Here is a 501-nt window from a genome sequence, read left to right as displayed (position 1 = left end):
AATTCTGGAAAATCAACCTGCTCACATGATGGAAAAAATGCCATCAGGTCAGTTAAGCAGATACAGGTTGTCCAATGTGTTTTAGTGTCAGGACAGTAAAATGACATAGTAACGGCAAAGCACCCTATTCAATAACTACGGCTGTGCCATAGCAACATACTTCGCTGATTGCTTCGCCATTGCCATCCATACTTGAGGTGTCATAGCGAAAAGCGACAATCGCATTGGCACCAAGTGATTGAGCGCGCTCAATCATATTCTGATAGGCATCTTCACGGCTTTGATTAGCCATATTTGCATAGGCTTGATTATTACCGCCACTGATCTTTTTCAATCCACCGAAAGATCCCTGTGTCCACGTAGGTGTACGCTCAATAATACCATGTGCAACACTTTTTACTTATATAATCTTTTTGCTCGGAATTTCATTTGTTGTTACAACAAGCATGTTAAATACCTTTCTGATCGATTTGTTTTAATTTTATTATTTGCTTTATTTTA

Annotated in this window: 1 pseudogene; it reads right to left on the bottom strand. The window is 38.9% G+C overall.

The features are described from left to right. Positions 1-124: 124 nt before the first annotated feature. Positions 125-448: pseudogene (locus F3D62_RS12605) on the bottom strand (YbjQ family protein). Positions 449-501 lie beyond the last annotated feature (53 nt).

The organism is Francisella sp. SYW-9, from assembly GCF_008711465.1.
GTDB lineage: Bacteria > Pseudomonadota > Gammaproteobacteria > Francisellales > Francisellaceae > Francisella.
Note: the sequence above shows the minus strand (reverse complement) of the source record. Positions and strands in the feature narration are given on the sequence as shown.